Origin of the sequence: Streptomyces sp. NPDC079141 (genome assembly GCF_040686775.1) — a bacterium.
Taxonomy (GTDB): Bacteria; Actinomycetota; Actinomycetes; order Streptomycetales; family Streptomycetaceae; genus Streptomyces.
The window spans coordinates 37094-53249 of sequence record NZ_JBFBLP010000022.1; the positions used below are offsets into that span (position 1 = coordinate 37094).

General features: G+C 71.2%; 15 protein-coding genes and 1 riboswitch. Of the genes, 12 read left to right on the forward strand and 3 right to left on the reverse strand.

Annotated elements, in window-relative coordinates; all coding sequences use genetic code 11:
- Window positions 1–9: 9 nt before the first annotated feature.
- Together AB0Q90_RS37570 and AB0Q90_RS37575 are read right to left on the reverse strand one after the other, a co-directional pair.
- Window positions 10–804 (reverse strand): hypothetical protein, encoded by a 795-nt coding sequence (locus tag AB0Q90_RS37570; protein ID WP_363164869.1) that lies wholly within the window; start codon window positions 802–804, stop codon window positions 10–12.
- A 197-nt stretch (window positions 805–1001) separates the two neighbouring features.
- Entirely contained in the window at window positions 1002–1685 is a 684-nt protein-coding gene (locus AB0Q90_RS37575) for a hypothetical protein (protein ID WP_363164870.1), read from the reverse strand.
- A gap of 211 nt (window positions 1686–1896) precedes the next feature.
- Here AB0Q90_RS37575 and AB0Q90_RS37580 point away from each other — a divergent pair, with 211 nt between their 5' ends.
- The 6 genes from AB0Q90_RS37580 (at window position 1897) to AB0Q90_RS37605 (ending at window position 8600) form a co-directional block, all read left to right on the forward strand.
- A complete protein-coding gene (locus tag AB0Q90_RS37580) occupies window positions 1897–4029 on the forward strand; it encodes an N-6 DNA methylase (protein WP_363164871.1) in 2133 nt (710 codons plus the stop codon).
- Between the two features lie 170 nt (window positions 4030–4199).
- Window positions 4200–4853 (forward strand): hypothetical protein, encoded by a 654-nt coding sequence (locus AB0Q90_RS37585; protein WP_363164872.1) that lies wholly within the window; start codon window positions 4200–4202, stop codon window positions 4851–4853.
- Window positions 4854–4885: 32 nt separating this feature from the next.
- Window positions 4886–6379, forward strand: a complete 1494-nt coding sequence (locus AB0Q90_RS37590; RefSeq protein ID WP_363164942.1) for a serine/threonine-protein kinase — start codon at window positions 4886–4888, stop codon at window positions 6377–6379.
- Window positions 6372–6758 (forward strand): hypothetical protein, encoded by a 387-nt coding sequence (locus tag AB0Q90_RS37595; RefSeq protein WP_363164873.1) that lies wholly within the window; start codon window positions 6372–6374, stop codon window positions 6756–6758. The genes AB0Q90_RS37590 and AB0Q90_RS37595 overlap by 8 nt, the downstream gene beginning before the upstream one ends.
- A gap of 124 nt (window positions 6759–6882) precedes the next feature.
- Window positions 6883–7536, forward strand: coding sequence for a SurA N-terminal domain-containing protein (locus tag AB0Q90_RS37600; RefSeq protein ID WP_363164874.1), 654 nt, complete (start codon window positions 6883–6885; stop codon window positions 7534–7536).
- Window positions 7537–7622: 86 nt separating this feature from the next.
- A complete protein-coding gene (locus AB0Q90_RS37605; protein ID WP_363164875.1) occupies window positions 7623–8600 on the forward strand; it encodes a nucleoside triphosphate pyrophosphohydrolase in 978 nt (325 codons plus the stop codon).
- A gap of 10 nt (window positions 8601–8610) precedes the next feature.
- On the opposite strand, the gene AB0Q90_RS37610 is transcribed toward AB0Q90_RS37605, so the two are convergent.
- On the reverse strand, window positions 8611–9753 hold the full coding sequence (locus AB0Q90_RS37610; protein ID WP_363164943.1) for a globin domain-containing protein: 1143 nt from the start codon (window positions 9751–9753) through the stop codon (window positions 8611–8613).
- A gap of 182 nt (window positions 9754–9935) precedes the next feature.
- Here AB0Q90_RS37610 and AB0Q90_RS37615 point away from each other — a divergent pair, with 182 nt between their 5' ends.
- The 6 genes from AB0Q90_RS37615 to AB0Q90_RS37640 all read left to right on the forward strand — a co-directional run bounded on the left by AB0Q90_RS37615 (window position 9936) and on the right by AB0Q90_RS37640 (window position 16147).
- The gene (locus AB0Q90_RS37615; protein ID WP_363164876.1) at window positions 9936–11222 is read left to right on the forward strand and encodes a cytochrome P450; all 1287 of its coding nucleotides are present in this window, start codon (window positions 9936–9938) and stop codon (window positions 11220–11222) included.
- A gap of 169 nt (window positions 11223–11391) precedes the next feature.
- Complete coding sequence (locus tag AB0Q90_RS37620; protein WP_363164877.1) at window positions 11392–12384, forward strand: transglycosylase family protein; 993 nt, start codon at window positions 11392–11394, stop codon at window positions 12382–12384.
- Window positions 12385–12565: 181 nt separating this feature from the next.
- Window positions 12566–12732, forward strand: a riboswitch (cyclic di-AMP (ydaO/yuaA leader).
- A gap of 4 nt (window positions 12733–12736) precedes the next feature.
- Window positions 12737–13414 carry a transglycosylase family protein gene (locus AB0Q90_RS37625; protein ID WP_363164878.1) on the forward strand — a complete coding sequence of 226 codons (678 nt, stop codon included), beginning with the start codon at window positions 12737–12739 and terminating at the stop codon, window positions 13412–13414.
- Between the two features lie 323 nt (window positions 13415–13737).
- Window positions 13738–15024, forward strand: coding sequence for a phosphopyruvate hydratase (eno, locus tag AB0Q90_RS37630; protein WP_363164879.1), 1287 nt, complete (start codon window positions 13738–13740; stop codon window positions 15022–15024).
- Window positions 15025–15122: 98 nt separating this feature from the next.
- Window positions 15123–15599 carry a septum formation initiator family protein gene (locus AB0Q90_RS37635; protein WP_363164880.1) on the forward strand — a complete coding sequence of 159 codons (477 nt, stop codon included), beginning with the start codon at window positions 15123–15125 and terminating at the stop codon, window positions 15597–15599.
- 23 nt (window positions 15600–15622) lie between these two features.
- A complete protein-coding gene (locus AB0Q90_RS37640; protein ID WP_363164881.1) occupies window positions 15623–16147 on the forward strand; it encodes a DUF501 domain-containing protein in 525 nt (174 codons plus the stop codon).
- Window positions 16148–16156: the final 9 nt, after the last annotated feature.

Consider the following 16156-nt stretch of genomic DNA (forward strand, 5'->3'; position numbering starts at 1 on the left):
CCCGGTGGCTCAGGAGCCGAGCGCGTCCAGGTCCAGGACCTCGCCGGTCGGCTTGTCCGCCGGGACCGGCTTGTCGAACTCGCTGAACGACAGCGAGCCGGAGTCCGACGGGGTCGTGCTCACAAGCCGCAGCAGATACGGCTCGCCCTCGGTGGCGACGTACAGCGTGTAGCTGTCCTTGCCGTCCTTCTCGTCCAGTGTGATCGCGGGCGTGCCGTTCACGGCGGTGGTCTTGCCGCGGGTGGCGTCCGACTCGGCGTCCGTGGCGTCGCCGAGCATCGCCTCCAGGTCGCACAGGTCCGTCATGCCCTCGGCGTCCGCGCTGTTCGCCGACATCTTGGTCCACTTCCCGGCCAACAGCGCCACGGCCGCGTCGACGTCCGCCTTGGGCTCACCCTTGCTCTGGGCCCGCAGGAACGTCTCGTCGTACTTCAAGTAGAGGGTGCCGCCGGTCTGGATCAGGTCGGTCCTGCCCTCACCGTCCATGCTCATGTGGCCGGCGCACTCGCCCTGCTTGTTCAGCGCGATGTCGAACTCGATCGTGCCGCCGGTCTCCTCGTCGGGGATGTCGCCCTTCATACGGAGCGAGGAGGCGTCGGTCGTCGCCTTCGCGGCCCGGTCGGCGATCTCCCCGCCGGTCAGCCCGGCGAAGGGCTCCTTCGCGTCGGCGGAGGCGCCGGCCTTGTCCGACCGGCTCGAACTGTTCGGCTTGTCCTGCGCCTTGTCCTCGTCGGACAGGCAGCCGGTGACGGTGGTGGTGGCCGCGGCGGCGAGGCAGAGAGCGGCAAGTGCGGTGCGACGCATGGGTGTTCCTCGGGGGATCGGTGAAGCGGTGGATCGGTGAAACGGTGGGTTGGTGAAACGGTGGGTTGGTGAAACGGCAGCGCGTCCTGCGCGCTGCGGTGAGTCGGCCGGATGAGGCCTGCCGTCGGCCGGGCTGCGGCCGGCCGGGGCGGGGGCGTGGAGCGGTCGCCCCGCGCCCCGTGCGATGACGCTCCGGGTCAGCCGGACTTCTTCCAGTCCTGGCAGCCGGCCGTCTTGAAGTAGGCGTCCGAGGCGCTGATGGTGACGACGGCCGTGCCGGAGACGTTGTTGTTCGCGATGATCGAGTCGATCGAGTGGTCGGCGTCCTTGGTGCGCTCCCAGTAGCAGGAGTCGTCGGTGTTGCCGGTGGATTTGTAGGTGCCGGGCGCGATGTCGACGCCGACTCTGAACATACCGCCGTCGCCGGACATCTCCGAGGCCGGAGAGCCACCCTTCGCCTTCTCGTCGACGGCCTCCCAGTCGTTGCAGTCGCTGGACGTGAAGAGCTTGTCGGTGGCCTTGACGGTGACGTAACTCGTGCCGACGACATTGTCGTTGGCCAGCAGCGAGTCCATCTCGCCGGAGGAGTCCTTGGCGCGCTCCCAGTAGCAGAGGCCGTCGGTGTTGCCGGTGCTGCGGTAGGTGCCGGGCTTGACGTCCGAACCGACCTGGAAGTCGCCGTCGCCCGCGAACGCGACCTTCTTCTCGGCGGCCTTCGCCGTGTCCTTCTCGCCGCCGGTCTTGCGGTCCGCGGATGTCGAAGAGCCCTTGTCGGAGCTGTTGGAGCTGCTCTTGTCGTCGCCGCCGCCGTTCGCCGAGACGGCGCCGATGACGACGATCCCCACAACAGCGCCCAGCGCGAGCTTGCCCTTCATACCCATGGCTGTCCCCTCCCCAGAGCGGCGACCGCCGCCCTTTCGGCGGCCGCTCGTTCGCTGGGTCAATAAGAGCAGAGCTTGTGAACCGAGTCAACACGGTTCACAGAGTCTCTCGTGTACACGGCCGTGAATGGGTAGATCTTGCGTGCGTCGGTATGCTCGGCTGCACAGGCTGATTCAGGTGGGTGTGGGGCGCAACGAGGGGAGCCGGCGGGTGCAGGACAACGCGACAGAGGTGACCGCGGCCGGAATCGCACGGCTCGCCGGCGTCGGCCGTGCCGCCGTCAGCAACTGGCGGCGCCGGCACGCCGACTTCCCCAAGCCCGTCGGGGGCACCGAGACCAGCCCCTCCTTCGCGCTCGCCGAGGTCGAGGAATGGCTGCGTCACCAGGGCAAACTCGCCGAGGTCCCGCTGCGGGAGCGGGTGTGGCAGCAGCTCGCCGGCCACCCCGAGGGGCCGGTCGCGGCCCTCACGCACGCCGGCTGCGTACTGCTGCTCATCCATGACCGGCCCACGGTCTGGCTGGAGGTGAGCGCCGGCTCCGACGAGCGGCTCGCCGCGATGTTGCCGGGCGCGCTGGACCAGGTGCTGGCCCCGCGGTTCGGGGTGAACACTCGTGGGTCTGTGAACACGCCGCCGGCTGTTCACACGGCTTCCTCGGCTCACGCCGCTCACGCCCCTGGCGCCGCTCACGCCGCGCCCCCCGTCCACACCACCCCCGCGCTCACCACCCCGACCGGCCCCGCCCTCCTCCCCTCCGCCCCCCTCCTGCGCGGCGCCGCCGAGCTGGCCGCCGAGATGGGTGGCGCCCGCCAGGCCTTCGAGTTCCTGCTCGGTCGGCATCTCGACGCCAACCCGCGCCAGTACACGCTCACCCCCGCCGAACTCGCCGGCCTCATGGCCGACCTGGCCGGCCCGGCCCGCACCGCCCTGGACCCGGCCTGCGGCACCGGCGCCCTCCTGCGCGCCGTCGCCCCCCGCGCCGACCAGGAGCTGTACGCCCAGGACAGCGCCCCCGACCTCGCCGCCCTCACCGCGCTCCGGCTCGCACTGCACACCCGCGCCACCGTGCGCGGCGCCGTCGGCGACACCCTGCGCGCCGACGGCCACCCGGAGCTGCGCGCCGACGCCGTCCTGTGCCACCCGCCCTTCAACGAGCGCAACTGGGGCCACGACGAACTCGCCTACGACCCGCGCTGGGAGTACGGCTTCCCGGCCCGCACCGAGTCCGAACTGGCCTGGGTGCAGCACGCGCTCGCGCGTCTGAAGGACGGCGGCACCGCAGTCCTCCTCATGCCGCCCGCCGCCGCCTCCCGCCGCTCGGGCCGCCGTATCCGCGCCGACCTGCTGCGCCGCGGCGCGCTGCGGGCCGTCGTCGCGTTGCCGGTCGGTGCGGCACCGCCGTACAACATCCCGCTCCACCTGTGGGTGCTGCGCCGGCCCGACAAGGCCCCGGCGCAGCCCGAGGTGCTGCTCGCGGACGCCGGGCAGTTCGCGACCGAGGGGCGCGGCGGGCCCGACTGGCGGGCCGTCCGGGACGCCGTGCTCGACGCCTGGCGGGTCTTCGACGGCACCGGCACGCTCGACGAACGGCCCGGTCTGGCGCGTGCGCTGCCCGTCATCGAACTCCTCGACGACGACGTCGACCTCGCCCCGGCCCGCCATCTGCCGCCCCCCACGGCGGCCGACGGCGCCGAGGAGCTCACGGCCGTACGCGAGCGCCTGGGGGAGACCCTGAGGCTGGCCGCCGAGCTCACCCCGCCCCCCGCGGCCGGCGCACGGCCCGCGCGCTGGCCGCTCACCACCGTCGGTGAACTCGCGCGCGGGGGCGCCCTGGTGATGCGTACCGGCGGAAACGGCGGCCACGCGCGCGTGCCGGTCCTCACCGACCACGACGTCCTCGCCGGGACGGCACCCTCGGGGACGCTGCCCGAGAGCGACGAGGAGCCGGTGCTGACGGTGCCGGGCGACATCGTCGTCCCGGTGCTCGGCGGCGGCTCGGTGGCGCGCGTGATCGACGACGCGACGGGGGGCGCCGCCCTGGGGCGCAACCTCGTGCTCCTGCGCCCCGATCCCACGGCGCTCGACCCCTGGTTCCTCGCCGGCTTCCTGCGCGGCACCGCCAACAACCGCCAGGCCAGCAGCTACGCGTCCACGGCCACGCGCCTGGACGTGCGCCGCCTCCAGCTGCCCCGGCTCCCGCTCGACGAACAACGGCGCTACGGCGCGCGCTTCCGCGCACTCGACGAGTTCGAGCGGGCGCTCAGGCATGCGGGCCGGCTCGGGGACCAGCTCGTGCGCGGGATGTACGACGGACTGACCGACGGGACGGTCGCGCCCGGCTGAGGCGCCGTTGAGGCCCGCTTGCGGGGGAAGTGATCAGTGCGACAACGGTTCGATACAACCTGGGACCGTATGCCGGTGTCGACCTATACGCTCGAAGCGACAATCGCACGAAGGGCGTTGCCGGCGCGTCGGCCGCCCTCGTACGCCCACCTCAGGCACCAGGAGCTGTCATGCATGGCCACGGCTACACGCAGCCGGTGAAGCAGCCGCCGCCCACCGGGTGGCTGGTCTTCCTGCGCGTGTTCTTCGTGGTGATCTCGATCTTCACGATCGGGATCCTGGCCTGGACGATGCTGCTGCGCCTGGCCATCGTCACCCGCAAGGCGCTCGACTGGGTCCTGTTCGCGGCCGCGCTCGGCGCGGTCGGCGTCGGGCTCGCGCTGCTCGCCACCGAGCCCGGCGACGAGGTCCACACCGTGGGCGGCTGGACGGGCATGGCCCTGCTTCTCGGCACCCTCGTGGCCGCCATCTCGTACTACCTCGCCGCGGACGTACGCCACTACCACCAGCTCCGCTACGCCGGTTACGCCCCGCAGCCCACCCCGGCCCCGGCGTACGGCTACCCGCAGCCCCAGCCCCAGCCCAGGCCGACGTACAACGCCACCACCGTCTTCCAGACACCCGCCCCGGCCCCGGCCCCCGCCCCGCAACCGCCCGTCACACCGCCCCCTCTGCCCCAGCACCCCGCCCAGCACCCCGCGCCCCAGCCCCCCGCGCCCGCGCGCATCGACCAGGTCCGCGCCGAGCTCGACGAGCTCAGTGACTACCTGCGCAACCACGACGGCCGGAACAACGGCGGACCCGAGGGCGGAAGGCGACCGTGACGACGGGACGTGTCGTCGCCGGCCGGTACGAACTGTCCACGCTCATCGGGCAGGGCGGCATGGGCCAGGTCTGGACGGCGTACGACCAGCGGCTCGACCGGCGCGTGGCGGTGAAGCTGCTGCGCCCCGACAAGGTGGCCGGGCAGGAGGCGGACGAGCTGCGCCGCCGTTTCGTGCGCGAGTGCCGGGTCACCGCGCAGGTCGACCACCCCGGGCTCGTCACCGTGCACGACGCGGGCAGCGAGGGCGAGGAGCTGTTCCTCGTCATGCAGTACGTCGACGGCGCCGACCTCTCCGACCATCTCGCCGAGCACGACCCGTACCCGTGGCAGTGGGCGGTGGCGGTCGCCGCGCAACTGTGCGCCGTGCTGAGCGCCGTGCACGCCGTGCCGATCGTCCACCGCGACCTCAAGCCGCGCAACGTGATGGTGAAGCAGGACGGCACGGTCACCGTCCTCGACCTCGGCGTCGCCTCCGTCATGGACGCCGACACCACCCGGCTCACCCACACCGGCACGCCGATCGGCTCGCCCGCCTACATGGCGCCCGAGCAGGCGATGGGCGGCGCGGTCGGCCCGTACACCGACCTGTACGCGCTCGGTGTGCTGCTGCACGAACTGCTCAGCGGCGACGTGCCGTTCTCCGGCTCCACGGCGCTCGGCGTGCTGCACCGGCATCTGTACGAGCCCCCGCTGCCCGTGCGCCGGTTGCGCCCCGAGGTGCCCGAGGCGCTCGAAACCCTCGTCCTGCGCCTGCTCGCCAAGGACCCGCAGCACCGCCCCGCCAGCGCGCAGGAGGTGTACGAGGACCTGGCGCTGCTCCTGCCCGCGCGCGGGATGCCCACAGGGGCGCCCCTCGACCCCACGCGCCCCTTCCTGCGCCCGCACGCCCCCTGGCCGGACCGCGCGCGCACGCCCGCGCCCCAGCCCGCCCCCGTCACGCCGCTCGCGCCCCCCGCCGAGAAACCCGACGTCGCGCGCGCGGTCGACGAGGTCAAGCGCCTCCTCGGCGAGGGCCGCATCACCCAGGCCGTCGACATCCTCGGCGCGATCCTCCCGGCGGCCGCGGAACAGCACGGCGAGCACTCCCCGGTCGTGCGCACCCTGCGCAAGCAGTACGCCGCCACCCTCATGGACGACGGCCAGTACCGGCGCGCGCTGCCCGAACTGCGCCGTCTCGCCGACGAACGCGCCGCCGAGGCCGGCCACGCCGACCCCCAGTCCCTGCGCTACCGCTACGACGCCGCCCACTGCCTGGAGCAGCTCGGCGAACCGGCGGCGGCTCTCGCCGAGTACCGGGCGCTGCTGCCGTACTACGAGAACCAGTACGTGGCGGGCGACCCGGGCCCGGCCCACGACGTCCGCCGCCGCATCGGCCACCTCCTCCTCGCCCTGGGCGACCGCGCCGCCGCCCACGACACCCTGATCCGCCTCCTGCACGACGTCGAACGCCTCAACGGCCCGGCCCACCCCCTGGCGACGGACATCCGGCGGACGTTGCAGTGGCTGGGGCAGGTCCGTGGATAGCGGACGCGCGGCCGACCGGAAGGCGATCGACCGGAAGGCGATCGACCGGATCATGGCCCCGCTGAAGGCCAACATGCCCGACGCGGGGGACTTCGGCTTCGAGGCGATCCGGCGGCTGGGCAACCCGGTGCCGATGCTCGTGCAGAACAGCGGAGACGCGCGGTTGCAGCTCTGGCTGGAGCCGTTCGGGCAGGACTACTGGCTGGAGCCCGGCGAGTCCGTGTACGTCACCTCGTACGGGGAGTGGCACGACCACCCGTTCGAGACGAGCCACGAGCCCGGGTGTCTGACCGTCTGGGCCACGTCCTTCTTCGCCACGGTCTCCGACCGGCAGGGCAACGAATTCCCCCCAGGCCCCCGGGACACCGTCCGCGGTTAGCGCGCCGGTGCCCGAAGTCCCGGTGAATCGTTGGTCGAATGGGTTGGCCAGAGCTTGCCCACTGCCTACCATCGATCACCGCAAGACTTTGTGCACCGTCGCACAATCTCCTCGGGAGGTTTCCTTGCACCGCCGCACTCGCCGCCGTCGCACCGCGCTCCTCCTCTCCGCCGCGATCGCCGCGGCACCCCTTCTCACCGCCTGCGGAAACGATGCGCATCCCGGCGCGGCGGCCGTCGTCGGTGACCAGCGGATCACCGTCTCGCAGCTGGAGAACCGGGTGAACGAGGTGCGCGCGGCACAGCGCGCGGCCGTTCAGGACGAGGCGCAGTACGCGCAGGCCATCGCCCGCACCGGCAGCCTCACCCGCGACACCCTGCACGGCATGGTCCTGGACCGGGTGCTGCACCGCGCCGCGCAGGACGCGGGCGTGACCGTCACCCGCAAGGAGATCCAGCAGATGCGCACCGGCCTGGAGCAGCAGGCCGGCGGCGCCAAGGCGCTGGAGACGGCCTGGCTCCAGGAGTACGGCGTCGCCCCCGAGCGCCTGGAGGAGAACCTCCGCCTCCAGCTGGAGGCCCAGAAGCTCGCAGCCGTCCTCGGCACCGACACCAGCCGCCCCGAGTTCTGGAAGGCGCTGTCCGACGCGTCGAAGGAACTCGGCGTCGACCTCAACCCGCGCTACGGCACCTGGGACGTTCAGAAGAGCAGCCGCGTGGACGCCAGGACCCCGTGGCTGCGCGAGGTGACGGCCACCGGGACCGAGCAGACGGCATGACGCCGTAGCGGCGGAACGGTACGGCAGCGCCGGCCGGCCTGTGGATAACTCACGGGGCTGTCGGCGCCGTGGGTTACGTTCGATGCGTGAACTCAACCAGCCCCGAAGCCGCCGCCCCCGGCCGCATCGTCCTGCTCACCACCAGCCACCGCGTCGCCCCCGGCCTGCTGTCCTGGCCCGCCTGGCAGGCGCTGCGCGCCGCCGACCGCGTGCTGTGCGCGGACGGTGCGCACCCGCAGCTGCCGTATCTGCGCGAGGCGGGCATACGGGTGGACGAGGCGTCGCCGACGGCCGAGGAACTGGTCGACGCCTGCGCCGGAGGGCGGACGGTCGTGGTCGTGGCGACCGGAGAGGGCGAACCGGCGCTGACCGACGGCCTCGCCCGCCTCGCCGGCTCCGGACGCGTCAGCATGCCGGACCTGGAGCTGCTCCCCGCCTCCTACGACCTGCCCGGCGCCCGCCTCCTCGACCTCGTCCAGGTCATGGACCGCATCCGCAACGAATGCCCCTGGTCGTCCCAGCAGACCCACAAGGGCCTGGCGAAGTACGGCATCGAGGAGGCGTACGAACTCGTCGAGGCGATCGAGGAGGGCGACCGCGACGAACTGCGCGAGGAACTCGGCGACGTCCTGCTCCAGGTCGTCTTCCACGCCCGTATCGCCGAGGAGGACCCCGATGCCCCGTTCTCCGTCGACGACGTGGCCGGCACGATCGTCACCAAGCTGATCCACCGCCACCCGCATGTCTTCGGCGAGGAGACGGCGACCACCCCCGAGGAGGTCAAGGAGCACTGGCTGCGCACCAAGGCCGTGGAGAAGCAACGGGAGTCGGTGACCGACGGCATCCCCCTCGGTCAGCCCGGTCTCGCGCTCGCCGCGAAGCTGGCGAGCCGGGTCGCCCAGTCCGGTCTGCAAGTGGAGCTTCCGGCCGGTGAGGGCATCGGTTACGAGCTCCTCGGCCTGGCGGTCCGCGCGCAGGGTGAGGGGGTGGATCCGGAGGCGGCCCTGCGTGCGGCGGGCCGCGCCTACCGGGATGCGATCCGGGCGGCCGAGAGCGTCCAGTAGCCGGCCGCGTCTACAGGATGCGCCCCGAGGGGTCGTGCCACTGCGGTTCGGGCCGGTTGAGGAACCACTCCGAGGGGCCGAGCGGCCGGGTGGCTCCGGCCCCGATCGCCGGCAGGGAGTCGTGGAAGATCCGCTCCGGGGCGGTGCCGAGTTCCGTCAGCGCTCTTTTGACCTCGTGGACGAAGGGCGGCGGACCGGCGAGATAGACGTCCTGGGCCGGCCAGTTGCCCTGGCTGCCCAGGGCGGAGACCAGCCGGTCGGTGGCCTGCGCGGGCGGTCGGCCGGGGGCGGGGGTGACATAGGCGATGTCGAGCTGGGGGAGCAGCGTCCGCAGCTCCTCGACGGCGTGACGGTCGTAGAGGAGCGCCGGGTGCCGGGCGACGGAGAAGAGCCGTAGGTCGCACCGGGCGAGTTCGACGGCGAGCTCTTCGAGCAGTGCCCTGACCGGGGCCCAGCCGGTGCCGGCCGCGATGAAGGTGAGGGGGCGGGTGACCGGCGTCCGCAGCGTCAGACTGCCGCCCGCCGCGCTCAGGCGCAGCACCTCTCCCTCGCGCACCTGCTGGACGAGTGCGGTGCTCAGCGAACCCCCCTCGACCCGGCTGATGTGCAGATCCACCGTGCCGTCGACGCGGGGTGCGTTGCCTATGGAGTACGTGCGCCAGTGCGACGGCACGCGCGGACTGCTGACGCTCACGTACTGGCCGGTCCGGAAGGGCAGCGGCTCGCGCGGAAGGAGGGTGAGCACCGCGAGGTCGTCGTTGTAACGGGTGTGGGACACCACCTCGCAGTCCCACCAGTTGGGCCGGCCGGCGTCCTCGGCCTCCTGGGCGCCCGCGATCATGGCGCCCGACACCACGGTGTACGCCTCGGTCCAGGCCTTCTCGGCCTTGGGCGTCCACTGGTTGCCCAGGACGTACTCGAAGGCGGCGAGCAGGCTCGTGCCCACCGCCGCGTAATGCGCGGGCTGCGCGAGGAACTTGCGGTGGTCCCGGCCGAGGTCCTTCAGATACGCGGGCAGACCTGGGTTGTCGAGATGCGCCACGACGTAGGTCAGTGCGGTGAAAAGGCGGTCGCGCTGCGGCTCCATGTCCTCGGGGAACAGCTCACGAACGCCCGGATTGTTCCAAAAAAGGTGTGAGTAGAAGTATTTCATTGCCTGCTCGGCGCGTCTCTCAAGCACGGCAAAAGTGCTTTTCAGTACCTGTGGATCCACATGGGTGAATGTAGGGGGGATGTGAAGGGCCCATGGCAAGCAGGTCGCATATCGGGCCTGTCTGTGACGAAGTGCACGCTCGGGGCGTTCGTATGGTGGGACAGGGCGACTACGGTCTCGGTGTGCACGACGAGAAGCTGCCGCCGGCCCCGGCCCCGCCCGAACTCTTCACCTGGGAGTTCGCCACCGATCCGTACCCCGCGTACGCCTGGCTGCGCGAGCACTCGCCCGTGCACCGGACCACGTTGCCCAGCGGGGTGGAGGCCTGGCTGGTCACCCGATACGCCGATGCCAAGCAGGCCCTCGCCGACCAGCGGCTCAGCAAGAACCCCGCGCACCACGACGAGCCCGCCCACGCCAAGGGCAAGACCGGGATCCCCGGCGAGCGCAAGGCCGAGCTGATGACCCATCTGCTCAACATCGACCCGCCGGACCACACCAGGCTCCGACGGCTCGTCAGCAAGGCCTTCACCCCGCGCCGGGTCGCCGAGTTCGCACCTCGCGTGCAGGAGCTCACCGATCAGCTGATCGACCGGTTCGCGGCCGAGGGGTCCGCCGACCTCATCCACGAGTTCGCCTTCCCGCTGCCCATCTACGCGATCTGCGACCTGCTCGGCGTCCCCCGCGAGGACCAGGACGACTTCCGGGACTGGGCGGGCATGATGATCCGTCATCAGGGCGGCCCGAGGGGCGGCGTCGCCCGGTCCGTGAAGAAGATGCGCGGCTACCTCGCCGACCTCATCCACCGCAAGCGCGAGGCGCTGCCCGCCGAGCCCACCCCGGGCGAGGACCTCATCTCCGGCCTCATCCGCGCCTCCGACCACGGCGAGCACCTCACCGAGAACGAGGCCGCCGCCATGGCCTTCATCCTCCTGTTCGCCGGCTTCGAGACGACCGTCAACCTCATCGGCAACGGCACCTACGCCCTGCTCACCCACCCCGAGCAGCGCGCCCGGCTGCAGAGCTCGCTCGCGCGGCGGGAGACCGGCCTCCTGGAGACCGGCGTGGAGGAACTCCTGCGCTACGACGGCCCCGTGGAGCTCGCCACCTGGCGGTTCGCCACCCGCCCGCTCACCATCGGCGGGCAGGACATCGCCGCCGGCGACCCCGTCCTCGTCGTCCTCGCCGCCGCCGACCGGGACCCGGAGCGGTTCGCCGACCCCGACACCCTGGACCTCTCCCGCCGCGACAACCAGCATCTCGGCTACGGCCACGGCATCCACTACTGCCTCGGCGCCCCGCTCGCCCGCCTGGAGGGCCAGACCGCGCTGGCGACCCTCCTCACCCGGCTCCCGGATCTCCGGCTCGCGGCGGATCCGGCCGAGCTGCGCTGGCGCGGCGGCCTCATCATGCGCGGACTGCGCACACTGCCGGTCGAGTTCACGCCGAGCGGCATCTCGACCGGGTGACTGTCCACGCCCGAGGTGAAGGTGACACGCCCTCAAGTCTGTGATCTTCACGTGATCTGCGCGGCATTAACTTGTGACAAGTGATCGTCTGCCGATACGTTCACTCGTCAGCGCGGCCCCTCGTGTCACCCGCCGCGCCGATCTCTGCTGTCTCGCGAAAGGCCCCCGCATGCTCTCCGGGAACGGTCGTCACCGTCGCCCCCGCCAGGCCCCGGCTCTCATCGTCGCGGCCGGAGTGACCGGCTCCGCCATCGCCATCCCGCTCCTCGGCGCCACGGGCGCAAGCGCCGCCGAGGGCAACACCTGGGACCGGGTCGCGGAGTGCGAGAGCGGCGGCTCCTGGAGCGAGAACAGCGGCAACGGCTACTACGGCGGCCTTCAGGTCACCCAGGAGAACTGGGAGGAGTACGGCGGTACGACGTACGCGGCCAGCGCCGACCTGGCCAGCCGCTCCCAGCAGATAGCGGTCGCCGAGCGGATCCTCGCGGACCAGGGCCTCGCGGCCTGGCCCACCTGCGGCCCCCTCTCCGGCCTTGACGAGAAGTCGGGTTCGGTCGACGTCGACACGGGCGTCGCGGAAGACGCGACCGGTTCGACCGGTTCATCCGACTCTTCCGATTCGTCGGACTCCTCCGGTTCCTCCGGTCTGCTCGACTCGATCGACGGCTCGTCCACCGAATCGCCTTCGGTCGACGCATCGGACAACTCGGCCAAGTCCGACAAGTCCGCCAAGCCTTCGAAGTCCGCCGAGTCCGAGGAGTCCACCGAATCCGGTGACTCCCAGGAATCCGACAGCGAATCCACAGACGGGACCGAGGGCGACAACTCGGACAACTCGGGTCAGGGTGAGGGTGATTCCGCCCTCATCGACACCGGCACGGGCCGCCACCGCGGCGACAGCGCCGACGAGGAAACCACCGACGACCGTGCGGACTCCGCCGGCCGGCACGCCTCCCGCGGCGACGCGGTCGCGCGCGACGCCGCCGACGGCTCGTACACCGTCCGCAACGGGGACAGCCTCACGGGCATCGCCGACTCCCTTGACCTCAACGGCGGATGGCGCGGCCTCTATGCCGAGAACAAGGCGACCGTCGGCACTGACCCCGACCTCATCATCCCCGGTCAGACCCTCGAAGTAGGGGTCGAACCGGGCGAAAAGTAGCGGGAGTTCGCGTCACGCTTCGCACTGAATGTCCGTTTTGGCGAAAGTGTGGGATGAGTCTCAGAAGCCCTGATCGTCTTTGAAATTCCGCGGATCGCGTGTCTACGGTCATGACCGCTCGCAGCAGCGGGCCCCGACTGCCGCACGCCGAATCCTGCCGGTGGCCGTACGGGAACAGTCGTCGCGTCATGCGCCGTAGGCAGGAGCGGGGGACCCAAGGTAAGTGCCGGGCCCAGCAGTTGAGCTGGATCCGGCTTGGGGTGAAGTCGCGCACCGACCGTTGCGCGTCCGGGCACTCAACCGGCCCGAACCCGACAGCTCACCTCGCAGGCGTCGGTGAGGGGATCGATCCATGCTGTTTTCCGGCAAGGGCAAGCACCGTCGTCCGTCCAAGGCCACCCGCGCCATCGCCATCGCCGGTGTCACCGGCGCCGCCGTGGCCGCCCCGCTGATGGCGGCCGGCAACGCCTCCGCCGCCACCGCCTCCGAGTGGGACGCCGTCGCCCAGTGCGAGTCCGGCGGCAACTGGTCCATCAACACCGGCAACGGCTACTACGGCGGCCTCCAGTTCTCGGCCTCCACCTGGGCCGCGTACGGCGGCACGCAGTACGCCTCCACCGCCGACCAGGCCAGCAAGGCGCAGCAGATCGAGATCGCCGAGAAGGTCCTCGCGGGCCAGGGCAAGGGCGCCTGGCCGTCCTGTGGCGTGGGCCTGTCGAGCGCCTCGTACACCGGCAGCTCCAGCGGCTCCTCGGAGACCACCACGACGGCCCCCACGACGCGTGAGACCGAGCAGCCGGCCTCCCGCTCCACCGAGCGTCCGGCCGCCAAGAAGACCGTCACCACCCCGACCGGCAAGAAGGTCAAGAAGGGTGACGGCGAGTACAAGGTCGTCGCCGGCGACACCCTCAGCACCATCGCCGAGGAGCACGACGTCAAGGGCGGCTGGGAGAAGCTCTTCAAGCTGAACAAGGACATCGTCGAGGACGCCGACCTGATCTACCCCGGTCAGCAGCTGCACCTCAAGTAGTCCCGTAGCCGAACCACAGTGCCCTCATAGACGTGTCCTTCACAATGAAGGCCTCGTGAGGGTCACCCCCCGTCCCCACGGGCTCCCCGCTTCGGTGCGTATTCCCCCGTACGCACCGGGGCGGGGTCTTCTTTTCCCACCCGTCTTTCTGCAGGTCACCCATAGTTAAGGGCATCGACCCTTTGTTCCGTCGGGAAACAATAGGTACCGTCTGTCCTTGTCCACGGGACGGTCGGTCGGCTGGCCGATGTCCCGGAGGCGGTTAGGCTCTAGTCGCAAGGCTCACGTGCCCCGCACTTCCAGCGTCACATCCCAAGAAGGAGATGCTCGTGCCGTCCATCGACGTCGTCGTAGCCCGGGAAATCCTGGACTCCCGAGGCAACCCCACGGTCGAGGTCGAGGTCGGCCTCGACGACGGCAGCACGGGTCGTGCCGCCGTTCCGTCCGGCGCTTCCACCGGCGCCTTCGAGGCCATCGAGCTCCGCGACGGTGACCCGAACCGCTACCAGGGCAAGGGTGTCGAGAAGGCCGTCCTGGCCGTCATCGAGCAGATCGGCCCCGAGCTGGTCGGCTACGACGCCACCGAGCAGCGCCTGATCGACCAGGCGATGTTCGACCTGGACGCCACCGACAACAAGGGCTCCCTCGGCGCCAACGCCATCCTCGGCGTCTCGCTCGCCGTCGCCCACGCCGCCTCCGAGGCCAGCGACCTCCCGCTCTTCCGCTACCTGGGCGGCCCGAACGCGCACCTGCTGCCGGTGCCGATGATGAACATCCTGAACGGCGGCTCGCACGCCGACTCCAACGTGGACATCCAGGAGTTCATGATCGCCCCGATCGGCGCGGAGTCCTTCTCCGAGGCGCTGCGCTGGGGCACCGAGGTCTACCACACCCTCAAGGCCGTGCTGAAGAGCAAGGGCCTGTCGACCGGCCTCGGCGACGAGGGCGGCTTCGCCCCGAACCTGGGCTCCAACCGCGACGCCCTGGACCTCATCCTCGAAGCGATCAAGCAGGCCGGGTACGTCCCCGGTGAGCAGATCGCCCTCGCGCTCGACGTGGCCGCCTCCGAGTTCTACAAGGACGGCAAGTACCTCTTCGAGGGCAAGGAGCGCTCCGCCGCCGAGATGACGGAGTACTACGAGGAGCTCGTGGCGGCCTACCCGCTCGTCTCCATCGAGGACCCGCTGTTCGAGGACGACTGGGCCGGCTGGAAGGTCATCACCGACAAGCTCGGCGACAAGGTCCAGCTCGTCGGCGACGACCTGTTCGTCACCAACCCGGAGCGCCTGGCCCGTGGCATCGAGGACGGCGCCGCCAACGCGCTGCTCGTGAAGGTGAACCAGATCGGTTCGCTGACCGAGACCCTGGACGCCGTGGAGCTCGCCCAGCGCAACGGCTTCAAGTGCATGATGTCCCACCGCTCCGGCGAGACGGAGGACGTCACCATCGCCGACCTGGCCGTCGCCACCAACTGCGGCCAGATCAAGACCGGTGCCCCGGCCCGCTCCGAGCGCGTCGCCAAGTACAACCAGCTGCTGCGCATCGAGGAGATCCTCGACGACGCCGCGGTGTACGCCGGCCGCAGCGCGTTCCCCCGCTTCAAGGGCTGAGCCTTCCTGAAGGCCTAGCCAGTCGTCCGTACGTCCCCGTACTCGGTCCCGTACCGTGTGCGGGGACGTACGCGCGTGTGTGAAGGGGAGGCTGGACAATGGCCGTGAAGGACCGGGACCGGTTCTCCACCGCGACCAGGATCAAGCTGCTCGGCGAGCAGACGGCCGCCCGCGTCTACCGCTCGCAGACCCGGCGGCAGGCCCGCCGCTCCCGGCTGACCGGCCGCGCGGCGCTGCTCGCCCTCGTGGTGTGCACCCTGGTCGTCGCCCTCGCCTACCCGATAAGGCAGTACGTCGCGCAGCGCGCCGAGATCGCCGACCTCCAGCGGGAGAAGCAGCAGGCGCGGGAGCGGGTCGAGGACCTGCGCGACCTCAAGGCACGCTGGCAGGACGACGCGTACGCCGAGCAGCAGATCCGTGAGCGGCTGCACTATGTGATGCCGGGCGAGACCGGGTACGTCGTGATCGACCCGGACGCCGCCCGCCAGTCGCGCACCGACCTGGGCGCGGCCGACCGGCCCTGGTACGCGAACGTCTGGGACGGGGTCGACAAGTCCGACGCCGCCGACCAGTGAATTCGAAGAGACGAAAGACAGACATGGAAACGCCCCCGCCGACCACTCCGCGCACCGAGCCCACCGACGCCGACGTCGAGGCCTTCAAGCAGCAGCTCGGCCGTCCGCCGCGCGGGCTGCGTGCGATCGCGCACCGCTGTCCGTGCGGGCAGCCGGACGTCGTGGAGACCGCTCCGCGGCTGCCCGACGGTACGCCCTTCCCGACGCTGTACTACCTGACGTGCCCGAAGGCGAACTCCGCGATCGGCACGCTGGAGGCGAACGGCGTGATGAAGGAGATGACCGAGCGGCTGGAGACGGATCCGGAGCTGGCGGCGGCGTATCGCTCCGCGCACGAGGACTACATCCGGCGGCGGGACGAGATCGAGGAGCTGACGGGGTTTCCGAGCGCGGGCGGGATGCCGGACCGGGTGAAGTGCCTGCACGTGCTCGTGGCGCACTCCCTGGCCGCCGGGCCCGGCGTCAATCCGCTCGGCGACGAGGCGCTGGCGATGCTGCCCGAGTGGTGGCGCAAGGGCGCGTGCGTGGTGCCGGCCGCTGAGGGGTGACCCGGCGTC